The organism is Streptomyces sp. NPDC013317, from assembly GCF_055563155.1.
The window spans coordinates 168,097-185,877 of record NZ_JBVHDX010000011.1 but is presented as its reverse complement, the minus strand read 5'-3'; the positions used below and the strand labels follow the sequence as shown (position 1 = coordinate 185,877).

At 69.7% G+C, this 17,781-nt stretch carries 23 protein-coding genes; 6 read left to right on the top strand and 17 right to left on the bottom strand.

The window, feature by feature from the left end:
* Positions 1-43: 43 nt before the first annotated feature.
* The 12 genes from ACZ3IJ_RS26785 to ACZ3IJ_RS26730 all read right to left on the bottom strand — a co-directional run bounded on the left by ACZ3IJ_RS26785 (position 44) and on the right by ACZ3IJ_RS26730 (position 7,815).
* Positions 44-2,257 (bottom strand): hypothetical protein, encoded by a 2,214-nt coding sequence (locus ACZ3IJ_RS26785; protein ID WP_467472207.1) that lies wholly within the window; start codon positions 2,255-2,257, stop codon positions 44-46.
* Positions 2,257-2,667 carry a hypothetical protein gene (locus tag ACZ3IJ_RS26780; RefSeq protein WP_467472205.1) on the bottom strand — a complete coding sequence of 137 codons (411 nt, stop codon included), beginning with the start codon at positions 2,665-2,667 and terminating at the stop codon, positions 2,257-2,259. The genes ACZ3IJ_RS26785 and ACZ3IJ_RS26780 overlap by 1 nt, the downstream gene beginning before the upstream one ends.
* A gap of 104 nt (positions 2,668-2,771) precedes the next feature.
* The gene (locus ACZ3IJ_RS26775) at positions 2,772-3,194 is read right to left on the bottom strand and encodes a hypothetical protein (RefSeq protein WP_467472203.1); all 423 of its coding nucleotides are present in this window, start codon (positions 3,192-3,194) and stop codon (positions 2,772-2,774) included.
* A 430-nt stretch (positions 3,195-3,624) separates the two neighbouring features.
* Positions 3,625-4,011 carry a hypothetical protein gene (locus tag ACZ3IJ_RS26770; protein WP_467472201.1) on the bottom strand — a complete coding sequence of 129 codons (387 nt, stop codon included), beginning with the start codon at positions 4,009-4,011 and terminating at the stop codon, positions 3,625-3,627.
* Complete coding sequence (locus tag ACZ3IJ_RS26765; RefSeq protein WP_467472200.1) at positions 4,008-4,400, bottom strand: hypothetical protein; 393 nt, start codon at positions 4,398-4,400, stop codon at positions 4,008-4,010. The genes ACZ3IJ_RS26770 and ACZ3IJ_RS26765 overlap by 4 nt, the downstream gene beginning before the upstream one ends.
* The gene (locus ACZ3IJ_RS26760; RefSeq protein ID WP_467472198.1) at positions 4,397-4,690 is read right to left on the bottom strand and encodes a hypothetical protein; all 294 of its coding nucleotides are present in this window, start codon (positions 4,688-4,690) and stop codon (positions 4,397-4,399) included. The genes ACZ3IJ_RS26765 and ACZ3IJ_RS26760 overlap by 4 nt, the downstream gene beginning before the upstream one ends.
* Positions 4,687-5,013 (bottom strand): hypothetical protein, encoded by a 327-nt coding sequence (locus ACZ3IJ_RS26755; RefSeq protein ID WP_467472197.1) that lies wholly within the window; start codon positions 5,011-5,013, stop codon positions 4,687-4,689. Before ACZ3IJ_RS26755 ends, ACZ3IJ_RS26760 begins: the two co-directional genes overlap by 4 nt.
* A complete protein-coding gene (locus ACZ3IJ_RS26750) occupies positions 5,010-5,306 on the bottom strand; it encodes a hypothetical protein (protein WP_467472195.1) in 297 nt (98 codons plus the stop codon). The genes ACZ3IJ_RS26755 and ACZ3IJ_RS26750 overlap by 4 nt, the downstream gene beginning before the upstream one ends.
* A 181-nt stretch (positions 5,307-5,487) precedes the next feature.
* Positions 5,488-6,897 carry a DNA primase family protein gene (locus tag ACZ3IJ_RS26745; protein ID WP_467472193.1) on the bottom strand — a complete coding sequence of 470 codons (1,410 nt, stop codon included), beginning with the start codon at positions 6,895-6,897 and terminating at the stop codon, positions 5,488-5,490.
* A complete protein-coding gene (locus tag ACZ3IJ_RS26740) occupies positions 6,894-7,367 on the bottom strand; it encodes a DUF2742 domain-containing protein (protein WP_467472192.1) in 474 nt (157 codons plus the stop codon). The genes ACZ3IJ_RS26745 and ACZ3IJ_RS26740 overlap by 4 nt, the downstream gene beginning before the upstream one ends.
* Positions 7,364-7,603: a DNA-binding protein gene (locus ACZ3IJ_RS26735; RefSeq protein ID WP_467472190.1), complete on the bottom strand. Its 240-nt coding sequence runs from the start codon at positions 7,601-7,603 to the stop codon at positions 7,364-7,366. Before ACZ3IJ_RS26735 ends, ACZ3IJ_RS26740 begins: the two co-directional genes overlap by 4 nt.
* On the bottom strand, positions 7,600-7,815 hold the full coding sequence (locus ACZ3IJ_RS26730; RefSeq protein WP_467472189.1) for a DNA-binding protein: 216 nt from the start codon (positions 7,813-7,815) through the stop codon (positions 7,600-7,602). Before ACZ3IJ_RS26730 ends, ACZ3IJ_RS26735 begins: the two co-directional genes overlap by 4 nt.
* Before the next feature lie 125 nt (positions 7,816-7,940).
* On the opposite strand from ACZ3IJ_RS26730, the gene ACZ3IJ_RS26725 reads away from it, so the two are divergent.
* The 6 genes from ACZ3IJ_RS26725 (at position 7,941) to ACZ3IJ_RS26700 (ending at position 11,109) form a co-directional block, all read left to right on the top strand.
* Entirely contained in the window at positions 7,941-8,534 is a 594-nt protein-coding gene (locus tag ACZ3IJ_RS26725) for a helix-turn-helix domain-containing protein (RefSeq protein ID WP_467472187.1), read from the top strand.
* Complete coding sequence (locus ACZ3IJ_RS26720; RefSeq protein ID WP_467472185.1) at positions 8,527-9,714, top strand: site-specific integrase; 1,188 nt, start codon at positions 8,527-8,529, stop codon at positions 9,712-9,714. The genes ACZ3IJ_RS26725 and ACZ3IJ_RS26720 overlap by 8 nt, the downstream gene beginning before the upstream one ends.
* 326 nt (positions 9,715-10,040) lie before the next feature.
* Positions 10,041-10,475 (top strand): ATP-binding protein, encoded by a 435-nt coding sequence (locus ACZ3IJ_RS26715; protein ID WP_467472184.1) that lies wholly within the window; start codon positions 10,041-10,043, stop codon positions 10,473-10,475.
* A 42-nt stretch (positions 10,476-10,517) separates the two neighbouring features.
* On the top strand, positions 10,518-10,646 hold the full coding sequence (locus ACZ3IJ_RS26710) for a sigma factor-like helix-turn-helix DNA-binding protein (RefSeq protein ID WP_467472345.1): 129 nt from the start codon (positions 10,518-10,520) through the stop codon (positions 10,644-10,646).
* A complete protein-coding gene (locus tag ACZ3IJ_RS26705; RefSeq protein WP_467472182.1) occupies positions 10,643-10,900 on the top strand; it encodes a zf-HC2 domain-containing protein in 258 nt (85 codons plus the stop codon). The genes ACZ3IJ_RS26710 and ACZ3IJ_RS26705 overlap by 4 nt, the downstream gene beginning before the upstream one ends.
* A 47-nt stretch (positions 10,901-10,947) precedes the next feature.
* Positions 10,948-11,109, top strand: coding sequence for an anti-sigma factor domain-containing protein (locus tag ACZ3IJ_RS26700; RefSeq protein ID WP_467472343.1), 162 nt, complete (start codon positions 10,948-10,950; stop codon positions 11,107-11,109).
* A gap of 241 nt (positions 11,110-11,350) precedes the next feature.
* On the opposite strand, the gene ACZ3IJ_RS26695 is transcribed toward ACZ3IJ_RS26700, so the two are convergent.
* The 5 genes from ACZ3IJ_RS26695 to katG all read right to left on the bottom strand — a co-directional run bounded on the left by ACZ3IJ_RS26695 (position 11,351) and on the right by katG (position 17,660).
* The gene (locus tag ACZ3IJ_RS26695) at positions 11,351-12,193 is read right to left on the bottom strand and encodes an SGNH/GDSL hydrolase family protein (RefSeq protein WP_467472341.1); all 843 of its coding nucleotides are present in this window, start codon (positions 12,191-12,193) and stop codon (positions 11,351-11,353) included.
* 116 nt (positions 12,194-12,309) lie between these two features.
* A complete protein-coding gene (locus ACZ3IJ_RS26690; RefSeq protein ID WP_467472180.1) occupies positions 12,310-13,329 on the bottom strand; it encodes a hemolysin family protein in 1,020 nt (339 codons plus the stop codon).
* Positions 13,326-14,666, bottom strand: coding sequence for a hemolysin family protein (locus tag ACZ3IJ_RS26685; protein WP_467472178.1), 1,341 nt, complete (start codon positions 14,664-14,666; stop codon positions 13,326-13,328). The genes ACZ3IJ_RS26690 and ACZ3IJ_RS26685 overlap by 4 nt, the downstream gene beginning before the upstream one ends.
* 143 nt (positions 14,667-14,809) lie before the next feature.
* Positions 14,810-15,247: a GNAT family N-acetyltransferase gene (locus ACZ3IJ_RS26680; RefSeq protein ID WP_467472176.1), complete on the bottom strand. Its 438-nt coding sequence runs from the start codon at positions 15,245-15,247 to the stop codon at positions 14,810-14,812.
* 190 nt (positions 15,248-15,437) lie between these two features.
* Positions 15,438-17,660 (bottom strand): catalase/peroxidase HPI, encoded by a 2,223-nt coding sequence (gene katG / locus ACZ3IJ_RS26675; protein ID WP_467472174.1) that lies wholly within the window; start codon positions 17,658-17,660, stop codon positions 15,438-15,440.
* Between the last annotated feature and the right edge of the window lie 121 nt (positions 17,661-17,781).

Sequence of the window (17,781 nt, the reverse complement as noted above, 5' to 3'; positions counted from 1 at the left end):
CTGGCTTCACGGCCAGGGGGCCCTTTCGCATGCCCGGACACGGTCACAGGTCCAGGCCGGTGCCGCCCGTCCGCTTCAGGTGCAGAAGAACCTTCTGGATCTCCTTGCCGACACGGACCGGGTCGAGCGCGTTGTTGATGTGGAAGTGGTTCACGATCGTCGGCGCCGAGCGCACGGCCGTGGAGCCGGAGACGCCACGGCCAGGTGTGGCCGCGGCCATCGCGGGGCGGGGCACCACGGATTCGAGACGGCCGGAGTTGATGGCATCCATCAGGGGCTGGCCGTACTTCTGTACCGACGACGCCCGGATCATGTACTCGCCGTCAGACGCCCAGAGCGGGATGCTGTCCGACATCGACGTACCCGGACCGGAGATCGGGCCGCCCGTGGCCCGCTCACGGCCGCCGGACCCCTTCGGATGCCCCACGGTGCCGTGCTTCGTGATGAACACCGTCTTCACGTAGGTCGTGGACGTCTTCCCGTCGAGACGCTCCATCTCCCGCCTGGCCTCCGCGATCTTCGCCTCGAGATCCTTGATGTCCGCCTTCAGCTTCGCCGTCTTCCCCGGCGGCAGGTTCTTGTCGGAGAGCTTGGCTTTCGCCGTCGCGATCTGCTGCGTCCAGTTGTCGATGTTCAGCTTCAGCTTGTTCTGCTGCAGCCGCGGAACCGTCGCCTGAGCAAACGCCCTGGTCTTGTCCTCGGCGTCCTGCAGGCCGCGCACATAGGTGTCCTTGAACTTGTTGAACTCCCTCTCGGCGCCCCGCAGCTTGTCTCCGACGCCCGGGATCCAGCCGAACAGCTTGGTGGCGCCGGTCATGATTACGCCGAGCGCGACGAGGACACCGGTCGACATGACGCGGAACATGCCGACGATCTTCGGCAGGTACTCCAATGCCGCACTGACCATGTCGATGACGACGTTCGCGAAGATCCGGGCGCCCTCCTGGATCGCGCCCCTGTTCCGGTCGATCGCCTCCGAGAGGCGCTGGAACGGGCCGCGCATCTTGTCGACTTCGATGCCGGCGGGGATGAGCGCGGTGAAGATGGCCTTGCCCAGTTCCTTGATCGTCGGACCGATGATGACCATCAACTGGTGCATCGCCTTGAACCCGAACCCGACGTCCTTCAGGATCGGTCGGAGGAACGTCAGAGCCTTCGTCGCGCCGTCGAGGAAGCCTGCGCCGAATGCCCCCTGGAAGCGGAACAGCTCGCCGAACAGCGACCCGAACGCGTTGGCCACCGCACCGGAGAACCGGCCGATCGCGGGCAGGAGTTCGTTGATCCCGTCGAACAGGCCGTCGAGGAAGGCGGCGCTGCCCTTAACGCCCGTCTTCAGGCCCTCGAACATCCCGGGCAGTCCCTTGGCCAGCAGGCCGCTGATCCCGTCAGAGAACGCCTTCAGGGTCGGCCCGGACGCGGCGCCGAAGCTGATCAGCGACTTGATGAACGGGCCCATCGAGGACGTCAGGTCCCGCACGAACACGTTGCCCAGCTTCAGGGTGGCGGTGAAGTCCCGCTGAAAGCCGGAGTCCTTCATCAGCCGGCCGACGCCGCGGGCCGCGTTCCCGAAGCCCCGGCCCATCTCCGTCATGCCCTTGCCCAGGATGCTCACCACGGGCTTGGCGTCCTTGAGGGCCTGCGTGAAGCCCGGCAGCATCGCCTTCTGGACCTGCGGGGCGAGGGCCGCGAACTGGCCCTTCACGCCGACGAGAGCCTTCGTGAACTCCCGTGCTTCGGGGCTGAGTTTCTTCAGCGCCTCGCGGTACTTCTTCTTGTCCGTCGACGCCAGGGCCGCCGCCTCGCCGACACCCTTGAAGCCGAGCGCGAGTGTGCCCGCGGCCAGGCCGGCGCCCGCCATCATCGGTACGAGGGCGCCCAGAGCGGGCAGCAGCGACAGGCCTATGACGGCCGCCACGGCCCCTCCGGCGCCCGACAGGCCCGCGCCTGACGCCCCGGCACCCCCCAGGCTGGACGAGAGGCCTGCAGCGCTCCTTGAGGCGCCCTGCATGATGGGCGACAGGCCGCCGATCCCGCCGCCCATCCCGCGGGCCGCGTCCGCTGCGGACACGAACCGGCCGTTCAGGTCTCTCAGGCGGCCGTTGGCGTCCCGTGTGAGGCGCGTCAGAGCGTCGCTGCCGGTACGGGACGCGTCGTCGATGCGCTGCCCCATACGGTCCGCTGAGTCGCCCGCGTTGTTCAGGATCCGCGACAGGTTGTCACGGCCGTCGAGGGTGAACGTCAGGCGTTCGCCGGCCATCACTCACCCCCCGCCAGCTGGGCGCGGAAGTCCGCGATGTACTTGGCCGCCGCGTCGGAGTCGGCCGCGAAGTGGGCGGCCTCCGCGTAGGCGCCGTCGATCTCCTCGTCGGTGCCGTCCGCCGCCGCGATCTTCTCGCACATGTCGGCGACCTCCTTGAGGTCGAAGCGGGCCGACAGCTCCTCGACCAGGGGGTCGAAGTCCCCGAACCGCAGCGACGGCTCAGAGCGCTTCCTGAGGACCCACACGATGGCGCGCAGGGCGTCCGGGTCGTCGACGAGGAGACCGGCCTTCAGCTCCGGCCACTTCAGGTCGACGGTCCGCGAGACGATCGAGACCTCTGACGTCTTCAGGGTGCGGACGTCGTACTGCTCGGCGGGGGAACCGTCCGGGGCGTAGATGACGATCATGATGACTACCTTTCGTGATGATGACTGTGTGTTGTTGGCGGAACATCGCCCACCGTGACGCGTGACGCAACGCTCTGACCTGCGGAAACGGCCGTCACGCGGTGTTATCCGGCCTTGGGTCCCTCGGCGACGCTCTGCAGGATCCGCATCCGCTCCCAGCCGCGGGCCCGGATCTCGTCCAGGCCGTCCTCGTCCTGGCTGTCGGCAATGTCGGCCATCAGGTGCATGAGCTTGTCGACGTGGCCGGAGAGCCCCGGGCGGTCCTCGTCGATGGCAACCGCGAGCTTCACAGCACACCGGGCCATGACGATCTGCGGCCCACCCTCCTGACCAGGGGGAATGCCGTTGATAAACGCGAGGACGGAGGCCAGGACCGTTTCCCCGGAGAGCGGGTCAGGCATGACGTACTTCGGGAGAGTGTCGGGGTCGACGTAGGCGCACACTCCGGCACGGCACAGCGAGTGGTCGCCCCGGCTGTGAGCCCGGTGCCGCCTGGCGCGGAGCGCTTCCGAGTCTGGCTTCTTCATGACTACTCCTTGTGATGTAACTCTGGGTAACAAGTCAGCCCTTCCGTCACGTGATTACGTAGCGTCACTCACGGAGGCGGAACCGGGCGAGAAGGGCGGTTGGGTCGCCCCCTCTCTCGAAAAGCACGATGACTGCGAGCCCCCCTCCCTGTGCCTGACCTGCACTGTTCTGACTGCTCGGAGACGCTGAGATTCGCGCTGAGTGATGTGCGAGAGGTCGGCCGGCACCCTGCACCCGGCATACCGGTCGGGTAGCGACGCTGCGTGACACTGAGTCGCGTCGCTCTCGTCGCAGCCTGTGACTGTGCGCGATCGGGAGCAGGGCACAGTGGGTGAGAGAGAGGGAGGCAGGGCGCAGGCAGGTCTTCGGCCACGCGCCGCGACCTCGCTGCCTTACCGCTGGAGCCGGCTTGACGCCCTGCCTGGTCTGTCATGCGCTCAGCTGCCCACGCTCATCGAAGCTGACCGTGTGCTCGCGCATGAGGCGGCTGGCGAACGTGAGGACCGCCGCCCGGTGTTGAGTGAGGATGGCCCTCGCTTCACGCTCGGCGTGCCACAGCCGGTGGAAGCCGTGGTCCCGTTCGAAGCGCCTGAGGTCGCTGCACGCGCGGTCGACGTAGGGCTCGGCGCTGAACTCCCTGCACCACAGGTCACCGGCGACCAGGATGACGGCGGTTGTCTGCGGATTGGTCCTGTCGCAGCTGGTGCGGCCGGCGAGGTTCTGGGGGTTGATCCACACCTGCCGGACAGGTACGCGGAAGTACCGTGCGGCGACCGCGTGGGCGGCCTCGTGCTCGGCCGTGGACTGGAGGGTCATGCCGCGTCACCGCCGTTCATCCACTCGTCGGCGTAGTCGCTGCCGTGGCGGTCACGGAGCGCGCGGTAGAGCCGTTCACTGCCCTGCTGGGCTTCCTCCGCGCGTCGCCTGCGGGCCGCGTGCTCGGCCTTCGCCTCGGCCTGGCGGTCCTCCAGGTCGGAGAAGATGAATCCGGCGTCGAGCCGCTGCTCGCGTTCGCTGCGGGGGGCGAGCGGGTCGCGGGTCCGCGGCGGCGGCTTCGGAGCCTCGCGGCCTTCGATCCACGCGGTCGTGGCCTGGGTGAACCAGCGGCTGACCGGGGAGTCCACGCGGGCCTGCATCGGGGCGAGCAGGTCTCGGCGTTCCTGCTGGCGGCGCTCGGCCTCTTCGTCGTTCCAGTTGTCTGTCATGAGTCGTTCTCCTCTTCTGTGAAGGTGTCGGCGAACCGGAGGGCGTGTTCCTGCCAGACGGCCTCGACGGTGCTGCCGGTGGCGCTGGCAAGCTGCTGGACGAGCGCGCCGATGAAGCCGACGAAGATGGGCACGGTCGCTTCGGGGGCGGCGTGGACGACGTCGTCCACGAGGCTGTGGAACGGGTCTCCGGGGGTGTCCTCGAGGTGTTCGGTGTGGAGGTAGGCCGTGACGGCCGCGAGGACGTTCGGAAGGGCTTGCCGGACGTCGGGGTGGATGTCGGTGCTCATGAGTTCTCCGTGATGCCGTGGGCGGTCTGGTAGACGGGGCAGTTGTGCGGGTCGTGCTTGTTGATGCAGCGCCGTGTGGAGCGGCACAGGCGGGCGCCACAGCCCTTGGGGCAGAGCAGGTACGTGCCGCGGTAGACGGGGGCCGCGCACGCCGCGCAGAAGCCCATCCGGCGGCCCTTGGGGGCCTTCCTGCGGTAGCGGGCCTTCAGCCCGGCGGTGCGGTTGGCGGCGAACACCGCCCGCTCGTCCTTCTGTTGCTGCGTCTTTGCCTTCGCCGCGGCTATCCGGGCAGCCACTTGCTGCTCGACGTGGGACTCGCTCATGACGCACCGTCCTCATCGGCCGGCCGCGGGGCGTCGCTCACGGGCAGCCGCGCGCTGGAGGCCGGGCGCTGTCCCCAGCGCTGAGGCCTCCAAGTCGGGGCGCAGTCCGCGCAGACGTCCGACGCGCCGGTCCCCGGGCTGCCGTCGGAACGGATGGTGGAGGGGAAGCGCCAGCCGTCGATGTAGGCCGCGATCCGGGCCTCCTGGGCTGAGTTGTGGCCGTGGGGGTCTCCGTGGCGCTTCAGGCATCCGTCGCACTGGAGGATGATCCGGGTGAAGTTCAGCGAGCTCATTCGGTGGCTCCTGGTCTGTGGTTGCTGTCGAAAGGCAGCAGCAGAAGGGGGTGAGTGGGGGGTTCTCGATCTTGCTGACTGGGTGGTGGGTGGTGGGTTGTGGTGGGTTTTCCGAAACTCGCTACGCGTGCGCATATGGAGAGAAACCGGGAGACCCACCACTACCCACCACTTCCGCAGGTCAGGGGCTTTCGTCCTCCTCGCTCCCGGCCAACATCAGGCCCATCCAGACGGCTCCGAAGTTGCGGGGCTTCTTCTCGTAGCCGCGGGTCTTCATGGAGGCCGCGAACGTGACCGTGTTGCCGACGTCCTCGCCCTTGATGCCGCTGTCGTGGCACCAGCCGGACCAGGCTTCGAAGAGGTCGGCAGAGCGGACGTGGTTGTACGGGCCCGGGATCGTCCGTTCCTTCAGGAAGCGGCCGAGCGCGTCGCTCTCCTCGCGGTACTCCTCGGTCCGCACCCGGACCGCCTCAGGCGGGTTGAGCCCCTGCTGCTGGTAGTCGAGCCACCCCTGGTACACCCAGGCGAGAACGGCCGGCGCCGCCGCCTTCAGCCGAGCAGGCAGCGTGCCGTCCCGCTCGCTCTCGGGGATGACGACGTCGAACGGGACGACAAGGAGTCGCCGCCATACCGCCGGGTCGTCGCCGCTGACCGCAGGCAGGTGGTTGGTCAGCATGATCAGCGTGTGGGTGGGGTCGAACGTGATGGGGTTCTTGTGCATGTAGTTCGCCTCGATGGGGTCGCCACCGACGAGCCGCTTCATGGTGGCTTCCGCGAACTTGCGCCCCTTCTCCGTCTCGGAGCAGAAGGCCAGCCGGGCGCCACGCAGGCGCATCTTGAACGCCCCGTGCTTCTCGTGCTTGGACTGCATGAGGAGCGAGGGGTCGACCTCGATGGCGTAGTCCCCGAAGGCGGCCATCGTGGCGTCGCGCAAGGTGCCCTTGCCGTTGGCGCCCGTGCCGGTGAAGATCGGCATGACGTGCTCGGTCTGTTTGCCGAGCATCGCGTAGCCGAAGAGCCGCTGTACGAACGCCCGGACCTCGGGGTCGGGAAGGATGCGCTCGAGGAACTTTTCCCACTCGGCGTTCAGTTCGTCGCCGATCGGGCCGCCGGCCACCTTGGTGATGAGGTCGGCACGGTCGTTCTCGCTGATGGTCCCCTCGCGCAGGTCGACGGTTCCGGCGGGGGTGTTGAACAGGTAGGCGTCGGCGTCGAGCTGGCGCGAGGCGACCGAGATGGGCTTGAGCGCGGATGCCAGCTTCAGCATTCCCTCGATGCCCGCAGCGCTTTCGGATTTGCGGACGTCGGCGTACAGCTCGTCTCGGGCTTCGCTCTTGGGCATGTCGAGGCAGTCGGCGAGTGCGTTCTTGGTGGTGGCGATGGCGGCCTCGATGTCGACGCGCTCTTCGTCGTCTTTCCAGCGGGCGCCGTCCCACTGGTGCCAGCCGATGCCGTGGACGTGGCGCAGGCTGTTGGCGTGGTCGTCGACGAAGCGCTCTGCCATGCGTAGGTGGCCGCGGTGACTTCCCCGCGGCAGTGGCACGACGCGCAGCTTCGGCGGCTCGGCGGGCCGCACGATGGGCTCGCTCATGCGGCCTCCAGGTGGGCGTAGGTGAGGTAGCGGCCGTTGCCGCCGGGGATGCGGATGGGGGGCCAGCCGGGTGTGGCCTGCAGCTGGTGGGGTTCCTTGGGCTTGGCCATCTCGGCGAGTTCTTCCTGGGTGCGCCTGGCCCACAGCGGCGGGCGGGGCGCCGAGACGTCGCGGAACCACTGGAGCAGCGCTTCCTCGTCGCCGTACCGGCGCCACATCTCGGCCGCGTCGAGGACGGCGGCGAACCGCTTGGGGTCGTCCGGGTCGAGGGCGAGCCATGCGGGGCTGGCGTACTTCGGGTAGACGCCGGCCATGTACAGGGCGCGGGCATCGGACCACAGGCCGACGATGTCGCCAGGGTCGAAGCTCGGCGCTTCCTGTGGCACAGTGGGCGCAGACGTTCCGCTCACCGCGGAGTCTTCCTGAGAAGGGGCCGTCAGCAGCGGCCCCTTCTCGGCGTTCTGGCTCATGCGACCTCCGTCTTCGTGGTGTCGACGAGCGGCTCGCCCGACAGCAGCCGGACGAGGTCGGCGGTGATGACGACGTAGCGCGCCCCGAGCGTGATCGTCTTCACGGGGGACGTGCCGCGCTTGATGCTCTGCAGCAGGTGACCCCTGCTGCAGCCGATGGCGGTCGCGGCCGTCGGCACGCTGACCGTTGCTGGCCACTTACGGACTTCGGCGAGGGTGGGCTGGGACGTGGTCATGCGGCCACCTGCCGAACGGTGTGGTCGGTGAGCCACTGCTCGATGTCGCTGCGCCGGTAGAAGACGCGGCCAGCGCGCCCCTTGGCGGTCTTGATGTAGTCGGGCCCTGTGCCGCGCCAGCGGAGCTCCGCCAGCGTCTGTGCGTTTCGGAAGAGGGTCGGGTACAGCTCGCAGACCTGCGCTGAGGTCAGGAGTTCTTCCCTGTCGGGCATTGCGTCTCCTTAGCGCTATCCGTTGCTTACGTGCAACACATGAAGCTATGATGCACCGCATGAACGAGATGGTAACCCAAACGAGCCGATACGCAAATGGCCTGCCGCTGCATAGGCTGTTGCCCATGAGCGATCAGCAGTACGGCCGACGTGCCGTCGAGACAGGACCGACAGGGCGGGTCGTCGCCGAGAACCTGGTCCGCCTGAGGCAGACCCGTTCGTACAGCACTCGCCAGCTATCCGCCGCCCTGGAGGCGAGGGGGCGGACGATTTCCCCGTCCGGCATCACCCGGATGGAGAAGGCGGAACGGCACGTGACGGCTGATGAACTCGTCGCCTTTGCTGCGGTGTTCGGCGTCAGTCCGTCCGCGCTGCTACTTCCGCTGAGCGATGACCCCGACGAGACCGTCGAGGTCACAGGCGCCGGAGTCGTTCAGGCCGACGTGGCGTGGGACTGGGCGGACGGGAAGCGCCCCCTGCAGTGGGCCGAGGGAGATCCGAGCACTAGGTCCTACGAGTACCGGCTGTACAGCCGACCGCCTGGTCGTCGCGACGAGCATGGCATCGTCCTCCGTCCTCGAGGCGAGCGCGGCCGGCAGCAGGTCGAGGAGATCCGCAAGGCGTACAGCCTGCTCCAGGAGCACGGCCTGGACATCCGCGAGCTGCAGCGCCTCGACGCGGACGCGTTCGAGCACCTGATGGAACGCGACGATGGCTGAGCCGAAGCGCATCACGCTGCGGGACGGCAAGGTGCGCTATCGGGTGGTGGTGGACGCGGGCTATGACGAGACTGGCAAGCGTCTGCAGCTCACGATCACGCGGGACACGAAGAAGGAATGCGGTGCCGAACGGGACCGGATCCTCGCCCAGCGTGCGGCTGGGACTCTGATCGTCCCCAGCAAGATGACGCTGGGGGAGTGGCTGGAGCAGTGGCTTGAGTACAAGCGGCGGGACGTCGAGGAGACGACGATCCGGACGTACCGGCTAGCTCTGGTCCATGTCGTCGACCGCATCGGGCACGTGCGCCTTCAGGAACTCACGGAGACGCAACTGCAGGACTTCATCGACGACGTCGTGACGACCGGACGCAGGAGGGGCGGAGAGGCCGGCACACGCCTCGCCGTGTCGACGGTCGAGGGCATCCTGACTCGCCTCAGGGAAGCGCTTGGTCGGGCCGTGGTGCGCAAGCTCATCCCCGTCAACCCCGCCCAGTACGTTCGGGTCTCACTGGCAGACAGGAAGACCGACAAGCGGGAGCGCACCAGGGTCGAGCCGTGGACTGTGACCGAGGTGCAGACGTTCATCCGCGGCATCGTCGACGACAGACTCTTCGCGCCGCTGCTCCTCTCCCTGATGGGCTTGCGGCCCGCCGAGGTGTGCGGTCAGCGCTGGACAGACATCGACCTTGACGCCGGCATTCTGTCCATCACCGTCACGCGGACGATGGTGGGTAACCATCAGGTCATCGAGAAGGACACGAAGACGGCTTCGGGCGAGAGGTCCCTCCCGCTTCCTCGCGCGCCATGGGAGGCGCTGCGCCGGCTCCGTGCCCAGCAGGCAGCGGAGCAGCTGGCTGCAGGCGAGGCGTACACGCACTCCGGGTACGTCGTCGTCGACGAGCTGGGGGTCCCCAAGAACACACGGCAGCTGCGAGAGCACGCCTACACCCTGATGGCCTCCTTGGGTCTCCGGCGCGTGCGGCTGTACGACGCTCGGCATGCGGTCCTGAAGGCCCTTGCCCTGTCCGGGGTCCCCGATGTCATCCTCGCCGCGTGGGCCGGCCACACGAACGCGGCCTTCACGAAGCGCAAGTACGTGTCCATCGAGGCGGAGGACATGAGGTCCGCCGCTGAGGCGCTGGACGTGTTCCATGGCGGGGATCAGAAAGCCCTGGTGTGAGAGATTGTGAGAGATGATCTCTCTAGGTCTCTCACAATCACCGCCTGACCTGCGAGAACTTCTTTGTCCGTATAACAGTGGACAGATTCTACTGGCGGTTTCTGCAGGCCAGCGCCACCGCCGTCTTCGTCTCTTGCTACGAGACGGCCGTCACGGGCGCGCACGGTGAGGACCGGGCCGCCGCACGGCCCGTCGGCGCCGGCAAGCCGGCGGATGACGGCAGCACGAAGAAACCTCCGGGGGACGGGGCGGCGCCGCACATCCGCGATCGGCGCGGCTACGAATCCCCTGTGCAGAGGCCTCGCGCCCCGAGGGAGTGAGCGGGCATGACCACCATCGCGCCACCACCGACCACGACACGCCACGTCGCGGCTCTCCCCCGCGACCTGCACAGTCCGGCCGCCGCCCGTCGCATCACGGCTCGATGGCTGGAGTCCCTGGGCCGCGCCGCCCGTACGCCGGACGTGATCGTGATCGTGTCCGAGCTGGTCACCAACGCCGTCCGTCACACCGACGGACCGTGTGTGCTCACCCTGACGGCCCACGGCGCCTCCCTGGACCTCGCCGTGACCGACCACAGCGAGGAGATCCCGGATCTGAGCCGCCGGGAGGGTGGGGACCACCGGGGCGGCTTCGGCCTGGAGCTCATGCGCGGTCTGGGCGGCCGGATCACGGTCGTGCCGCGCCTCGGCGGCAAGACCGTGCACGTCACGTTGGCCCTGGCCCCCGACACCGCCGCCGCGCGGGACGCACCACCGTGAGGCCACGGGCGCCGCGCCCGGTCTCACCCGGTCGGCACCCCCATCGCCTACTACCAGGGCCTGACGTACATCGGGGTCGCCCGATCGTCGTCGGCGCCGGAAGGCACGGTGAAGTCCCGCATGCGCACCGGCCTCGAGCAGCTCCGCCGATGTCTGGAGGCCGGCTCATGACACGGCAGGAAGATCCCCACCTCGATGCCGCGGCCTACGTCCTGCACGCGCTCACGCCGGCGGAGGAGGCGGCCTTCCTGAACCATCTGGCCGGCTGCGAGGAGTGCCGCAGGGACGTCGCCGGGTTCGAGGCGACCACGGCCCGGCTCGCCGCCGTCGAGACCGCCCCCCTGCCACCCGGGCTGCGCACGCGCGTCATCGGCCTCGCCGCCCGCACCCGCCAGGAGCGGCGGCGTCCCGGCGCGAACGGCTGACCTGAGGCAAGGTCTACGGACTCCGGTACGCCGAGCCGACGGGCGATCTGCGCGCGGCCGGCCTGCTGCCAGGCGTCGGCGATCGCTCGGCACGTGTCCTCGAAGGACCTGTCGGCGACGCGGTGGCCGTCGGCATCACCGTCGAACCTCCCGGCGGCTCGCGCCGGCCCACCGCCCAGCCGCTCGGCACCGTCTCCATCAGCTCCTGAACCCGGGCCCGGTCGGCTTCCGCCGGGTGCCGGGTGCCGGGTGCCGGGTGCCGGGTGCCGGGCCCTAGGGCGTGTTGCGAAAGTCCCGCCTGCCCCGCGACGCCTGGCACGCACGCTCGCTGCGTTGTCGGGATCGTCCGAGTACACCCGGTACGAGGACGACCCTCCGCCTTGCGATCGCACGCACCAGACGCCGCGGGGCCCGCCCTTCGGGCGGACGGCGCTACTTTCGCAACACGCCCTAGGCCTGCGGAGTCCCGAGCGGCCTGTCCGGCTCGCTCGCCGCGCTCGTCGTGTTCCGCCCGGGCGCCGCGTTCGACTCGTACGGGAGCAGTTCCGGCCGCTTCGCCGGGCGGCCGTCGCCCGAGGAGCGGCCGGTCAGACGGCGGCCTATCCACGGGCCGAGGTATTCGCGCGCGAAGCGGGCGTCCCCGAGGCGGCGGGTCATCCAGCCCGGGGGCAGGGTCGGCGGCAGCGGCGTCCGCCAGTCGTCCTCGGCGGCCAGGCCGAGGGCCTGCCACACGGCCTCGGCCACCCTCCGGTGCCCCTCGTCGGTGAGATGGAGCCGGTCGACGTCCCACATGCGCGGGTCGCCGAGCGCGGGTGCCCCGTAGAGGTCGACCACCAGGGCGCCATGGCGGGCGGCGAGCTCGTCGACGTACCCGAAGAGCTCCTCCATTCGGGGCCGGAAACGCTCCATCACGGGCCCGTTGCGGCCCGGGCTGCGCATCAGGACCAGCTGCCCGCAGGACGGCGCCAGCTTCTCCACGGCCTCGGTCAGGAGCCCCCGTACGCGCCCCATGTCGACCTTGGGCCGCAGGGTGTCGTTCAGGCCACCGACGAGGGTCACCACGTCCGCCTTCATCGCGGCGGCCAGGTCCACCTGCTCCTCGACGATCTGGCCGATGAGCTTGCCGCGTACGGCGAGGTTCGCGTAGCGGAAGTCGGGGGTGCGGGCGGCGAGGCGCGCCGCGAGGAGGTCGGCCCACCCCCGGTACGACCCGTCGGGCAGTCGGTCCGACATGCCCTCGGTGAAGCTGTCCCCGACAGCGACCAGACTTGTGTAGGTGGCATTCATCTCCATGGCGTGAGCGATCATACCGTGCGGTATGCGCGCGTTCCTCCGGAGGTAGGACGGAGCCCCGGGGTGCGCGACGCACCCCGGGGCTCCTGTTCCCGATGTCCTTACCGAGCGATGTCCTACGGAGTCGTCGGCCGGCCGACCAGCTCCCGCAGTACGTCCTCCATCGTGACCAGGCCGGCCAGCTTGCCGTCCTCGTCCAGGACCGCCGCCAGGTGTGTACGGCTGCGGCGCATCGCCGTCAGGACGTCGTCCATCGGCGTCGCCGCCCGGACCCGGGCGATCGGCCGCATCGCCGAGACCGGGAAGGGGAGATCCCTCGGCGTCACGTCCAGGGCGTCCTTCACATGGAGGTAGCCCAGGATCCGCTTCCCCGCGTCGACCACCGGGAAGCGGGAGAAGCCCGAGTCGGCGGAGAGGGACTCCAGCTGCTCGGGCGTCGTCCCGACCGCCGCGTACACGACCTTCTCCACCGGCATGACGACATCCCGGACCGGCCTGCGCCCCAGCTCCAGGGCGTCGTGCAGCCGTTCCGCCGCGCGGTCGTCGAGCAGGCCGGCGACACCCGCGTCGGTCACCATCCGCGCCAGCTCGTCGTCCGAGAACGTGGCCGAGACCTCGTCCTTGACCTCCACCCGCAGCAGCTTCAGCAGCGCGTTGGCGAAGGCGTTGATCGCGAAGATCACCGGCCGCAGCGCTCGCGCGAGCGCGACCAGCGGCGGGCCGAGCAGCAGCGCCGAGCGGGCCGGCTCGGCGAGGGCGATGTTCTTGGGGACCATCTCGCCCAGCAGCATGTGCAGGTACGTCGCCACGGCGAGCGCGATCACGAACGAGATCGGGTGCACCAGACCGTGCGGGACGCCGACCGCGTCGAAGACCGGTTCGAGCAGGTGCGCGATGGCCGGCTCGGCGACGATGCCGAGCACCAGGGTGCACAGCGTGATGCCGAGCTGCGCCGCGGCGAGCAGCGCCGAGACGTGCTCCAGACCCCAGATGACGCTGCGCGCCCGCCGGTTGCCCGCCTCGGCCTCGGGCTCGATCTGGCTGCGGCGTACGGAGATCAGGGCGAACTCCGCGCCGACGAAGAAGGCGTTCACGACCAGGGTCAGCGCGCCGATCAGCAACTGGATCGCGGTCATCGGCCCGCCTCCCGGGTCGTGCCGGACTCTTCGAGGGGCGGCACGTGCATCAGCACCCGCGCGGCACGGCGCCCGGAGGCGTCCACCACGTCCAGCAGCCAGCCGGCCAGCTCCACCCGGTCGCCGACCGACGGGATCCGGCCCAGCTCGCTGGCGATGACGCCCGCCAGCGTCTCGTACGGTCCGTCCGGCACGCGCAGGCCGATCGCCTCCAGCTGGTCGGTACGGGCGGCGCCGTCGGCGGACCAGAGCTCGCGCCCGTCCGCGTCGACACCGGCCCGCGCCAGGTCGGGGGTCTCGTGCGGGTCGTGCTCGTCGCGCACCTCGCCGACGACCTCCTCGACGATGTCCTCCAGCGTGGCGACACCGGCCGTGCCGCCGTACTCGTCGATGACGACGGCCATGGTCTGCTTGCCGGAGAGCCGGTCGAGGAGCCGGTCGACGGTCAGCGTCTCCGGGACCAGCAGCGGCTGGCGCAGCATGTCCCCGATGCGCCGGCGGCGCCGCTCGTCGGCCGGTATGGCCAGGACGTCCTTGATGTGGGCGATGCCGACGACGGAGTCGAGGGTGCCGCGGTAGACGGGGAAACGGGACAGGCCTGTCGCACGGGTCGCGTTGGCGACGTCCTCCGCGGTGGCCTGTACTTCGAGCGCCGTGACCTGCACGCGCGGGGTCATCACGTTCTCCGCGGTCAGTTCGGCCAGGTTGAGGGTCCGTACGAACAGCTCCGCGGTGTCCGCCTCCAGAGCGCCCGCCTTCGCCGAGTGGCGGGCCAGCGCCACCAGCTCCTGCGGTGAACGCGCGGAGCCCAGCTCCTCGGTCGGCTCCATGCCGAGCCGCCGCAGGATGCGGTTCGCGGTGTTGTTGAGATGGCTGATCAGCGGCTTGAAGGCGGCGGTGAAGACCCGCATGGGGGTCGCCACCCGCTTCGCGATCGCCAGCGGCGACGAGATCGCCCAGTTCTTGGGGACCAGCTCGCCGACCACCATCAGGACGATGGTCGACAGGGCGGTGCCGAGGACCAGGGCGACGGAGGAGGCGACGGAGGGGGAGAGGCCGAGGGCCTCGACCGGTCCGCGGATCAGCTTGGCGACCGACGGCTCGGCCAGCATGCCGACGATCAGGTTGGTGACGGTGATGCCGAGCTGGGCACCGGAGAGCTGGAAGGTGAGCGACTTGACGGCCTTGAGGGCGCTGGACGCACCCCGTTCCCCCCGCTCGACGGCCTTCTCGAGCTCGGAGCGTTCGACCGTGGTGAGCGAGAACTCGGCCGCCACGAAGGCGCCGCACGCCAGCGAGAGCAGGAGCGCCACCACGAGCAGAAGCACTTCGATCATCGGTTCACCTCCGTTCCATGATCAGTCACGGACAGAGGTATCGCTCGCTTGGTACTGGGAGGCTCGCCCATGGGCGGACGCTCACACCTTTCGATCGTGCGGGGAAGAGAGGTACCCATGGTAAAGGACGGGCAAAACCGTCTTCACCGGGGAGGGGCGGCCGGCAGCGGCTTCACCCAGCGGGTCCACTGCTCCTCGGGGCCGTACGCCGCCGCCCGCCAGGCGTGCCGCCCGAGCTCGTTGCGGTCGAGCACCATCGCGTCGGCGCGTCGGCCACCCAGCCGTATGAAACGCTCCTCGGCGGCGGCGAGCAGCGCGCCGCCCACGCCCCTGCGGCGGTGGTCCGGGTGTACGGCGAGCCGGTAGAGGTGGCAGCGCCAGCCGTCGAAGCCGGCGATCACCGTGCCGGCGAGCTCGCCGTCCCGCTCGGCGAGGAGCAGCGCCTCGGGGTCGCGGGCGACGAGCCGCTCGATCCCGTCCCGGTCGTCGCTGATGCTGGTGCCCTCGGCGGCGATCTTCCAGAAGGCGAGGACGGCGTCCAGGTCGGCCGGCAGGGCGGTCCGGATGTGCGGTTCGGTCATGGTGCGCATCCCACCACCGGCTCCGGCCGTCCGTCGACCGTGTTTCGCGATGCGGGCGCGGAGCGGGACGCGGGCGCAGAGCAGTCCAGGCCCGCCCGAGGGGGCAGGCCTGGACGTTGGTACGGGGGCCGCAGGCCCGGCGTCCCGTTGTCACGGGGCGCCGGGCCCTGGCCGGGCTCCGCGGCTCTCGTCAGACGAGGTCGAAGCGGTCCAGCTCCATGACCTTGGTCCACGCCGCGACGAAGTCGTTCACGAACTTCGCCTCGGCGTCGGCGCTCGCGTAGACCTCGGCGAGCGCGCGCAGCTCGGAGTTCGAGCCGAAGACGAGGTCGGCACGGGTACCGGTCCACTTGACCTCGCCCGTGGCGAGGTCGCGGCCCTCGAACTCGTCCTGCGCCGAGGACGTCGACTTCCACGCCGTGCCCAGGTCGAGCAGGTTGCGGAAGAAGTCGTTGGTGAGCGTGCCCGGCCGGTCGGTGAGGACACCGTGCTTGGACTGGCCCGTGTTGGCGCCCAGGACGCGCAGACCACCGACGAGGACCGTCATCTCGGGCGCGCTGAGGGTCAGCAGGTTGGCCTTGTCGACCAGCAGGTACTCGGCCGGCAGACGGTTGCCCTTGCCGGCGTAGTTGCGGAAGCCGTCGGCGGTCGGCTCGAGCGCGGCGAACGACTCGACGTCCGTCTGCTCCTGCACGGCGTCGACGCGGCCCGGCGTGAACGGCACCTCGACGTCGAAGCCGCCGTCCTTGGCCGCCTTCTCGACGGCAGCGGAGCCCGCGAGCACGATCAGGTCGGCCAGCGAGACCTGCTTGCCACCCGCGGAGTTGAAGGACGACTGGATGCCCTCGAGCGTGCGCAGCACCTGCGCCAGCTCGTCCGGGTTGTTGACCTCCCAGTTGCGCTGCGGCTCCAGACGGATGCGGGCGCCGTTGGCGCCGCCCCGCTTGTCGCTGCCGCGGAAGGAGGAGGCGGCGGCCCAGGCGGCGGAGACCAGCTGGGTGACCGTGAGGTCCGAGCCGAGGACCTGCTCCTTGAGGGAGGCGATGTCGGCGGCGTCGATCAGCTCGCCCTCGCGCGCCGGCAGCGGGTCCTGCCAGAGCAGCGTCTCGGACGGGACCTCGGCGCCGAGGTAGCGTGCGACCGGGCCCAGGTCACGGTGGGTCAGCTTGAACCAGGCGCGGGCGAAGGCGTCCGTGAACTCCGCCGGGTTCTCGTAGAAGCGCCGCGAGATCTGCTCGTAGACCGGGTCGAAGCGGAGCGACAGGTCCGTGGTGAGCATCGTCGGGAGGTGCTTCTTCGACGCGTCGTGGGCGTCGGGGATGATCGCCTCGGCGTTCTTCGCCACCCACTGGTGAGCGCCGGCCGGGCTCTTCGAGAGCTCGTACTCGTACTCGAAGAGGTGCTTGAAGAAGTCGTGGCCCCACTGCGCGGGAGTGGTGGTCCAGGTGACCTCGAGGCCACTGGTGATCGCGTCGGCGCCCTTGCCGGTGCCGTACGTGTTCGCCCAGCCGAGGCCCTGGGCCTCCAGCGGCGCGGCCTCGGGGTCGTCGCCGACGTTGTCCGCCGGGCCGGCGCCGTGGGCCTTGCCGAAGGTGTGGCCACCGGCGATGAGGGCGACGGTCTCCTCGTCGTTCATCGCCATGCGGCGGAACGTCTCGCGGATGTCACGGGCCGCGGCGATCGGGTCCGGGTTGCCGTTGGGGCCCTCGGGGTTGACGTAGATGAGGCCCATCTGGACCGCGCCGAGCGGGCTCTCCAGCTCGCGGTCACCGGTGTAGCGCTCGTCGCCGAGCCAGGTGGTCTCGGGGCCCCAGTACACGTCCTCGTCGGGCTCCCACACGTCGGCGCGGCCGCCTGCGAAGCCGAAGGTCTCGAAGCCCATCGTCTCCAGGGCGACGTTGCCGGTGAGGATCATGAGGTCGGCCCAGGAGATGGACTGGCCGTACTTCTGCTTGACCGGCCACAGCAGGCGGCGGGCCTTGTCGAGGTTGCCGTTGTCCGGCCAGCTGTTGAGCGGCGCGAAGCGCTGCTGACCGGTGCCACCGCCACCGCGGCCGTCGCTGATGCGGTACGTACCGGCGCTGTGCCAGGCCATACGGATCATGAGCGGGCCGTAGTGGCCGAAGTCGGCCGGCCACCAGTCCTGGGAGGTGGTGAGCACCTCCGCGATGTCCTGCTTCACGGCCGCCAGGTCGAGGGCCTTGAAGGCCTCGGCATAGTCGAACTCCTCGCCGAGCGGGTTCGCCACGGCGGGGTTCTTGGCGAGGATCTTCAGATTGAGCCGCTCCGGCCACCACTGGCGGTTTCCGCCGCCCTGCGTGGGGTGCGCGGCGCGCGCGGTGTGCGCGACCGGGCAGCCACCCGCGCCCTCCGCTTTCGCGTCGGTGACGACTGCATCGTGGTTCTCGGACATGGGAATCCTTCCGGACGGGGCGGATCGCGGTGCTCAGCCGGGGCGGCCCGGGGGAGCGGTCGTGTCGCCCGTCCGGAGCCATGTTGTGCCTTGGCTATTGCCGGAATCGATCCTACGATAG

Bases quoted from the DNA above. Each gene is read 5' to 3' on its own strand.
- ACZ3IJ_RS26785 (WP_467472207.1), bottom strand. From the start codon at position 2,257: ATGGCCGGCGAACGCCTGACGTTCACCCTCGACGGCCGTGACAACCTG.
- ACZ3IJ_RS26780 (WP_467472205.1), bottom strand. From the start codon at position 2,667: ATGATCGTCATCTACGCCCCGGACGGTTCCCCCGCCGAGCAGTACGAC.
- ACZ3IJ_RS26775 (WP_467472203.1), bottom strand. From the start codon at position 3,194: ATGAAGAAGCCAGACTCGGAAGCGCTCCGCGCCAGGCGGCACCGGGCT.
- ACZ3IJ_RS26770 (WP_467472201.1), bottom strand. From the start codon at position 4,011: ATGACCCTCCAGTCCACGGCCGAGCACGAGGCCGCCCACGCGGTCGCC.
- ACZ3IJ_RS26765 (WP_467472200.1), bottom strand. From the start codon at position 4,400: ATGACAGACAACTGGAACGACGAAGAGGCCGAGCGCCGCCAGCAGGAA.
- ACZ3IJ_RS26760 (WP_467472198.1), bottom strand. From the start codon at position 4,690: ATGAGCACCGACATCCACCCCGACGTCCGGCAAGCCCTTCCGAACGTC.
- ACZ3IJ_RS26755 (WP_467472197.1), bottom strand. From the start codon at position 5,013: ATGAGCGAGTCCCACGTCGAGCAGCAAGTGGCTGCCCGGATAGCCGCG.
- ACZ3IJ_RS26750 (WP_467472195.1), bottom strand. From the start codon at position 5,306: ATGAGCTCGCTGAACTTCACCCGGATCATCCTCCAGTGCGACGGATGC.
- ACZ3IJ_RS26745 (WP_467472193.1), bottom strand. From the start codon at position 6,897: ATGAGCGAGCCCATCGTGCGGCCCGCCGAGCCGCCGAAGCTGCGCGTC.
- ACZ3IJ_RS26740 (WP_467472192.1), bottom strand. From the start codon at position 7,367: ATGAGCCAGAACGCCGAGAAGGGGCCGCTGCTGACGGCCCCTTCTCAG.
- ACZ3IJ_RS26735 (WP_467472190.1), bottom strand. From the start codon at position 7,603: ATGACCACGTCCCAGCCCACCCTCGCCGAAGTCCGTAAGTGGCCAGCA.
- ACZ3IJ_RS26730 (WP_467472189.1), bottom strand. From the start codon at position 7,815: ATGCCCGACAGGGAAGAACTCCTGACCTCAGCGCAGGTCTGCGAGCTG.
- ACZ3IJ_RS26725 (WP_467472187.1), top strand. From the start codon at position 7,941: ATGAGCGATCAGCAGTACGGCCGACGTGCCGTCGAGACAGGACCGACA.
- ACZ3IJ_RS26720 (WP_467472185.1), top strand. From the start codon at position 8,527: ATGGCTGAGCCGAAGCGCATCACGCTGCGGGACGGCAAGGTGCGCTAT.
- ACZ3IJ_RS26715 (WP_467472184.1), top strand. From the start codon at position 10,041: ATGACCACCATCGCGCCACCACCGACCACGACACGCCACGTCGCGGCT.
- ACZ3IJ_RS26705 (WP_467472182.1), top strand. From the start codon at position 10,643: ATGACACGGCAGGAAGATCCCCACCTCGATGCCGCGGCCTACGTCCTG.
- ACZ3IJ_RS26695 (WP_467472341.1), bottom strand. From the start codon at position 12,193: ATGGAGATGAATGCCACCTACACAAGTCTGGTCGCTGTCGGGGACAGC.
- ACZ3IJ_RS26690 (WP_467472180.1), bottom strand. From the start codon at position 13,329: ATGACCGCGATCCAGTTGCTGATCGGCGCGCTGACCCTGGTCGTGAAC.
- ACZ3IJ_RS26685 (WP_467472178.1), bottom strand. From the start codon at position 14,666: ATGATCGAAGTGCTTCTGCTCGTGGTGGCGCTCCTGCTCTCGCTGGCG.
- ACZ3IJ_RS26680 (WP_467472176.1), bottom strand. From the start codon at position 15,247: ATGACCGAACCGCACATCCGGACCGCCCTGCCGGCCGACCTGGACGCC.
- katG (WP_467472174.1), bottom strand. From the start codon at position 17,660: ATGTCCGAGAACCACGATGCAGTCGTCACCGACGCGAAAGCGGAGGGC.